6 protein-coding genes are annotated in these 5,055 nt (G+C 70.0%); 1 reads left to right on the top strand and 5 read right to left on the bottom strand.

Annotated features, from left to right (window positions below; translation table 11 throughout):
* The 3 genes from VIR15_RS16715 to VIR15_RS16705 form a co-directional block, all read right to left on the bottom strand.
* Window positions 1–839: hypothetical protein (locus VIR15_RS16715; protein ID WP_331929783.1), on the bottom strand; the 839-nt coding region annotated here is incomplete at its 3' end.
* A 204-nt stretch (window positions 840–1,043) separates the two neighbouring features.
* Window positions 1,044–1,682 carry a CoA transferase subunit B gene (locus VIR15_RS16710; RefSeq protein ID WP_331929781.1) on the bottom strand — a complete coding sequence of 213 codons (639 nt, stop codon included), beginning with the start codon at window positions 1,680–1,682 and terminating at the stop codon, window positions 1,044–1,046.
* A gap of 1 nt (window position 1,683) precedes the next feature.
* Window positions 1,684–2,487: a CoA transferase subunit A gene (locus tag VIR15_RS16705; RefSeq protein ID WP_331929779.1), complete on the bottom strand. Its 804-nt coding sequence runs from the start codon at window positions 2,485–2,487 to the stop codon at window positions 1,684–1,686.
* A gap of 305 nt (window positions 2,488–2,792) precedes the next feature.
* Between VIR15_RS16705 and VIR15_RS16700 the strand changes: the two genes are divergently transcribed.
* Window positions 2,793–3,293: a peptidoglycan-binding domain-containing protein gene (locus tag VIR15_RS16700; protein WP_331929777.1), complete on the top strand. Its 501-nt coding sequence runs from the start codon at window positions 2,793–2,795 to the stop codon at window positions 3,291–3,293.
* A 40-nt stretch (window positions 3,294–3,333) separates the two neighbouring features.
* Here the strand turns inward: VIR15_RS16700 and VIR15_RS16695 are convergent, their stop codons facing one another.
* Together VIR15_RS16695 and VIR15_RS16690 are read right to left on the bottom strand one after the other, a co-directional pair.
* Window positions 3,334–4,074, bottom strand: coding sequence for a TIGR03089 family protein (locus VIR15_RS16695; protein ID WP_331929775.1), 741 nt, complete (start codon window positions 4,072–4,074; stop codon window positions 3,334–3,336).
* A gap of 7 nt (window positions 4,075–4,081) precedes the next feature.
* Complete coding sequence (locus VIR15_RS16690) at window positions 4,082–5,053, bottom strand: LCP family protein (protein WP_331929773.1); 972 nt, start codon at window positions 5,051–5,053, stop codon at window positions 4,082–4,084.
* Window positions 5,054–5,055: the final 2 nt, after the last annotated feature.

Below are 5,055 nucleotides of genomic sequence, written 5' to 3'. Positions count from 1 at the left end.
GGCGTGCCGGCTGCCTGTCGCAGCCGGTTGCGGGTCAGGTCCGCGGGGTTCGGGCGCCATGGCCCGTCCTCGAGGGTGCGGATGTCGACCTGGCGCACCTCGACGTCCTCACGTTCCGAGTACTCCTCGATGATGCCGCGCGCGAAGTTGAAGTTCGTCGCCGTCGCGAAGAGGAGGCGATGCGGTCGTTCCGATCCGTGAGCAGGTGGCGCCGGACGCCGGTTACCGGACGGCGTGGCGGCCGCTCGAAAGGCCGCGGAGGCACGGAAGGGCGCCAGGAACGCGTCCGGGTCCTCGGCGTACGGGCTGGGCCGGTCCTCGAAGTGGTGGACGCGATGCAGCGCCACGTCGAACGCATCCTGCAGCCGGGCGGCGGCGTCATCGATGTTGCCCTGCTCCCACGCCTCATCCGCCAGCCGGAGCGACTGCGCGATGAGCGGGCCGACGTCTCCGACCTCCCTGCCCGCGTTCAGATCCACGACGTGGACCCTGGCGCGCACGCCGGCGCTCGAGTCAGCCTCCGGGAACGCGCGCGCGACCGTCTCGAGCAGGGTTCGCGCCGAGTCCGGGTGGCCGTGCTTGAGCATCCGGCTGCTGAGATTCCAGGTGGTGCTGATCGTGCCGCGCGCGCCCCCGGGAATGCGCGAGAGCCGTGAGACGGCGCCACCCCAGTGCCGGACCAGGGCGTCACGACGCGAGTCCGGCACGATGAGCGTGCGGTCGACGTACCGATCGAATCGCGTGCGAGCCTCGTCCGGTGTCCGCGGAGCGTGCTTGACGGCGCCCACCAGCGCCTTGGCGACTTTCACGGGGACGCGGTCCTTGTGTGGCACGGGCAAGGGCGCGGTGTATCGCGTCGGCAATGGACCTGGTCTCCTGGAACGGGTTGGATGCGGGCGCGCAGTCGCCGCCACCTCAGTGCCCGGTCATATTACAGCCAGGTTACGGACCTGGGGCCAACGAGCCCCCGGCGCGCACGCCGAGGGGCTCGAGCTGTCGACGTGGCGCCGGACTGACGGGGTCGGCGACGGGGTTGGGCGCAATCAGCCCAAGTCGACCGTGAAGTCGGGCTCGGTCTTCTCGCGGACCTCGTCCTCGGTGACGCCCGGTGCGAGCTCGCGCAGCACGAGCCCGTCGTCGGTGACGTCAAACACGGCCAGGTCGGTGATGATCCGTTGGACCACGCCGCGGCCGGTGTAGGGCAGCGAGCACTCCTTGACGATCTTGTACGAGCCGTCCCGCGCGTTGTGCTCCATGAGCACGATGACGTGCTTGGCGCCGTGGACCAGGTCCATCGCGCCGCCCATGCCCTTGACCATCTTGCCGGGGATCATCCAGTTCGCGATGTCGCCCGTCTCGCTCACCTGCATCGCGCCGAGGATGGCCGCGTCGACCTTGCCGCCGCGGATCATCCCGAATGAGGTCGCGGAGTCGAAGAACGAGGCGCCCTTGCGCAGCGTCACGGTCTCCTTGCCGGCGTTGATCAGGTCCGGGTCCTCCTCACCGTCGTAGGGGTAGGCCCCCACCCCGAGGATGCCGTTCTCCGACTGGAGCACGATCTCGACGTCGTCGGGCACGTAGTTGGGCACGAGCGTCGGCAGGCCGATGCCGAGGTTGACGTAGGCGCCGTCGGACAGCTCCTCGGCCGCTCGCGCGGCCATCTCCTCGCGGGTCAGTGCCATCTCAGGCCTCCTGCTTCTCGGTCTGCGCGGCGTCGATGCGGGGTCGGACGGTGCGCCGCTCGATGCGCTTCTCGGCGGCCTGGTCCGGGGTCAGCGGCAGCACCCGGTGCACGAAGATGCCCGGCAGGTGCACCTCGTCCGGGTGCAGCTCACCCGGCTCGACGAGCTGCTCGACCTCGGCCACGGTCACCTTGCCGGACATCGCGCAGAGGGGGTTGAAGTTGCGCGCCGACTGGTTGAACACGAGGTTGCCGTGCCGGTCGCCCTTGGCCGCGCGGACCAGCCCGAAGTCGGCGCGGATGGCCTGCTCGAGGACGAACGTCCTGCTCTCACCGTCGACCTCGAAGTCCTGGGTCTGCTTGGCCGGGGAGGCGACCGCGACGTTCCCGTCGGCGTCGTACCGCCACGGCAGGCCACCCTCGGCGACCTGCGTCCCGGAGCCGGTGATCGTGAAGAACGCCGGGATCCCGACGCCGCCCGCGCGCAGCCGCTCGGCCAGGGTGCCCTGCGGGGTCAGCTCGACCTCGAGCTCGCCGTGCAGGTACTGCCGCTCGAACTCCTTGTTCTCCCCGACGTACGAGGCGACCATCCGCCGGATCCGCTTGTCCCGGAGCAGGATCCCCAGGCCCCAGTCATCGACGCCGCAATTGTTCGAGATCGCCTCGAGATCGCTGATGCCGGCGTCGTGGATCGCCGCGATGAGCACGCTCGGGATGCCGCACAGACCGAAGCCACCGACCGCGAGCGACATGCCGTCGCTGATTCCGGCGATGGCCTCCTGTGGAGTGGAGACGACTTTGTCCATGGATCGGACTCTATAGGGCTACCGGGAACCCGAAGGGGTGGGGTGACCCCACTTCAGCGGTCGTGCGGTGGTGGGTCACCACGTGACGCCGGCCACAGGCAAGACGACCCACGATGCCGTATGCCGCTGGGCTCGCTCCCACGGTCACCTGACCTCGGGAGCCGGCTCAGCGGCATACGTGCGCATGGTGGCGGGGGACCCCAACGAATTACGTTGGTGTAGTTAGCACCTCGGACTTGTTATCAATGTGACTCAAGTGAATAAATGGTGCCGTTGAACACGTGCGGGAAGAGGAGGCAGAGGTCATGACTGCTTTCGCCACCGTGCCGGTCGGCGCCATCCCGGCGAGTCGTGCCGTCGCGACCATCTCGACCGCGACGAGCTACACCCCATACAAGGACGTTGTCCTCGCAATGGGCTCGCGCGGCGCCGCTGTGCGGACCCTGCAGCGGGCGCTCGGCGGCATCGCGGTCGACGGCGTCTTCGGCTCGGTCACCCGGGACAGGGTGATCGGGCAGCAGCGCTCCCTCGCGCTCCCCGACACCGGGGTGGTCACGCCGGACCTGTGGGACGTGCTCGAGGCCCGCGAGTTCCCGTTCGTCGGCCAGCGCACGACAGTGCTCCGGCTCGGCGACAGCGGGCCGCACGTCGCGGCGGTCCAGCGGGTGCTGCGCGTTCGGGTCACGGGCTGCTTCGACGAACGGACCCGCGCGGCCGTGAAGGAGGCCCAGGCGAAGGCCGGCCTGGCCAGCACCGGAGTCGTGGCGTCCCGCACGTGGTCGCTCTTCGACCGCCTCTCCGCCTAGAGGGCTTCGTCGCGCATTGGCCCGCCCGAGTCCGGGCGTGTCAGTCGGGCAGGAGAGGAAGCGTGACGCCTTCGCTCTCGAGCCTGCGGGCAAGGGCGTCGGGATCCGTGCCGGCGGAGCCACGCATCGCCACGACGGATCCATCGGCGGCCCATGCGCTCAGGCACGTGGCGAGCAGCGCCTTCAGGTGACCGTCGACGGCGACCCGCGGTGCGGCGCCCCACTCGGATCGCAGCACGACGAGGTCGGCGTAGGTCGTGTCGAGTCCGTCGGAGCTCAGCGCGAGGTCCCCGCCCTCCGGGTCGGACATCGGGGAGAACTGGTCGCCATGGGTCGACAGCTCCTTCGCCTCGTCGACGGCGCCTCCCGCGTCGGCGGCCTCGGGGTGCGCGCGCGCCAGAGCCGGAAGGGAGAGGAGCAGGGCATCGCCGCCATGCGCAGCCGCGGTCGGCGGGTCCGTCGTCACCAGGACATCCGAGTCGGCCGCCGAATCTCCGAGGACGATCGTCGCGCCGACGGACCACGTTGCCAGCGCCCAGTAGACCCCTCGCCAGTGCGCCGGCACGTCGAGCCCGACCGTCGTGCCCGGTCCGGCGGCGCAGTCGTCCTGCAGCAGGTTGGCCGCCTTGGCAACCCAGTTCGTCAGCACCCGGGCGCTGAGCTCGATCCGCTCACCGTTCGTCGGGCCGGGCGTGTCGTCATACCACGTGAGCCGTGGCCGGCCCGAGTCGCTCGAGACAAGTCGGGCGAGCACGTCGGCGGGAAAGAGCGCGCCGGTCATGGGCACCTCACTTCCCGTCCTGCCCCGGAGTCGTCCCGGGGGGCGGCTCGGTCAGGGGTTCGTCGTCCCGGAGTGCGTTGAAGAGGGCCAGGGCGCGCTCGCTGTCCCACTTGACGGCCACTCCGGCGTTGTTGGTCGGGAAGGACATGTCGGCGATCGGGACCGTCAGGGAGAGTCCCTCGTCGCTGCTGACGGCCCGCATCGCCTGGAGGATGCGGTAGGCGTCGAAGATCGACGTCTCCTCGCCCACCGCCACGCCACCGGCGGCGGCATCGACGAAGGTCTTGTAGCGCCAGGGGAGGAGCACCGTGGACGGCGTGGCGGACTGCTTCATCAGGGCGCCGAGGAACTGCCGCTGCCGGTTGGCGCGGCCGATGTCCCCGAGCGGGTCCTCGTAGCGGGAACGGACGTAGCCGAGGGCATTCTTGCCGTCGAGGACCTGACAGCCCTTCTTGAGGTCGATGCCGGCCTTGTCGTCCTGCATATCACGCGGGACGCACAGCTCGACGCCGCCGAGCGCGTCGACCATGCCGGCGAAGCCGCCGAGCCCGATCTCGAGGTAGCCGTCGATGTGCAACCCGGTGACCTGCTCGACCGTCTGGGTGAGCAGCTTGGGGCCGCCCAACGCGAACGCGGCGTTGATCTTGTTGCTGCCCTGGCCCGGGATCGGGACGTAGGAGTCACGCGGGATCGAGATGAGGACCGGCTTGCCGCCGCTCTCGGAGACGTGGACGAGCATGATCGTGTCGGTGCGGTTGCCCCCTGCCTTGCCGGTCTTGAGCTCGCGGCGCTGCTCGGCGGTGAGGCCCTCACGGCTGTCCGAGCCGACGAGGAGGTAGTTGTGCCCGGACGTGTCCGCCGGGCGCTCACCCGGAGGAACGTTGTCGACCCGGGTGATGGTGGCCCACGCGAAGACGGGCACGAGGATGAGGAACGCCAGCCAGCTGACGAGGAGGAGCCCGGCGACGAGGAGCGCCAGCC

Source organism: Intrasporangium sp. (assembly GCF_036566125.1).
Taxonomy (GTDB): Bacteria; Actinomycetota; Actinomycetes; order Actinomycetales; family Dermatophilaceae; genus Intrasporangium.
The sequence above is the reverse complement of the archived record's forward strand: the minus strand, read 5'-3'. Positions and strand labels throughout refer to the sequence as shown.

Bases quoted from the DNA above. Each gene is read 5' to 3' on its own strand.
- VIR15_RS16710 (WP_331929781.1), bottom strand. From the start codon at position 1,682: ATGGCACTGACCCGCGAGGAGATGGCCGCGCGAGCGGCCGAGGAGCTG.
- VIR15_RS16705 (WP_331929779.1), bottom strand. From the start codon at position 2,487: ATGGACAAAGTCGTCTCCACTCCACAGGAGGCCATCGCCGGAATCAGC.
- VIR15_RS16700 (WP_331929777.1), top strand. From the start codon at position 2,793: ATGACTGCTTTCGCCACCGTGCCGGTCGGCGCCATCCCGGCGAGTCGT.
- VIR15_RS16695 (WP_331929775.1), bottom strand. From the start codon at position 4,074: ATGACCGGCGCGCTCTTTCCCGCCGACGTGCTCGCCCGACTTGTCTCG.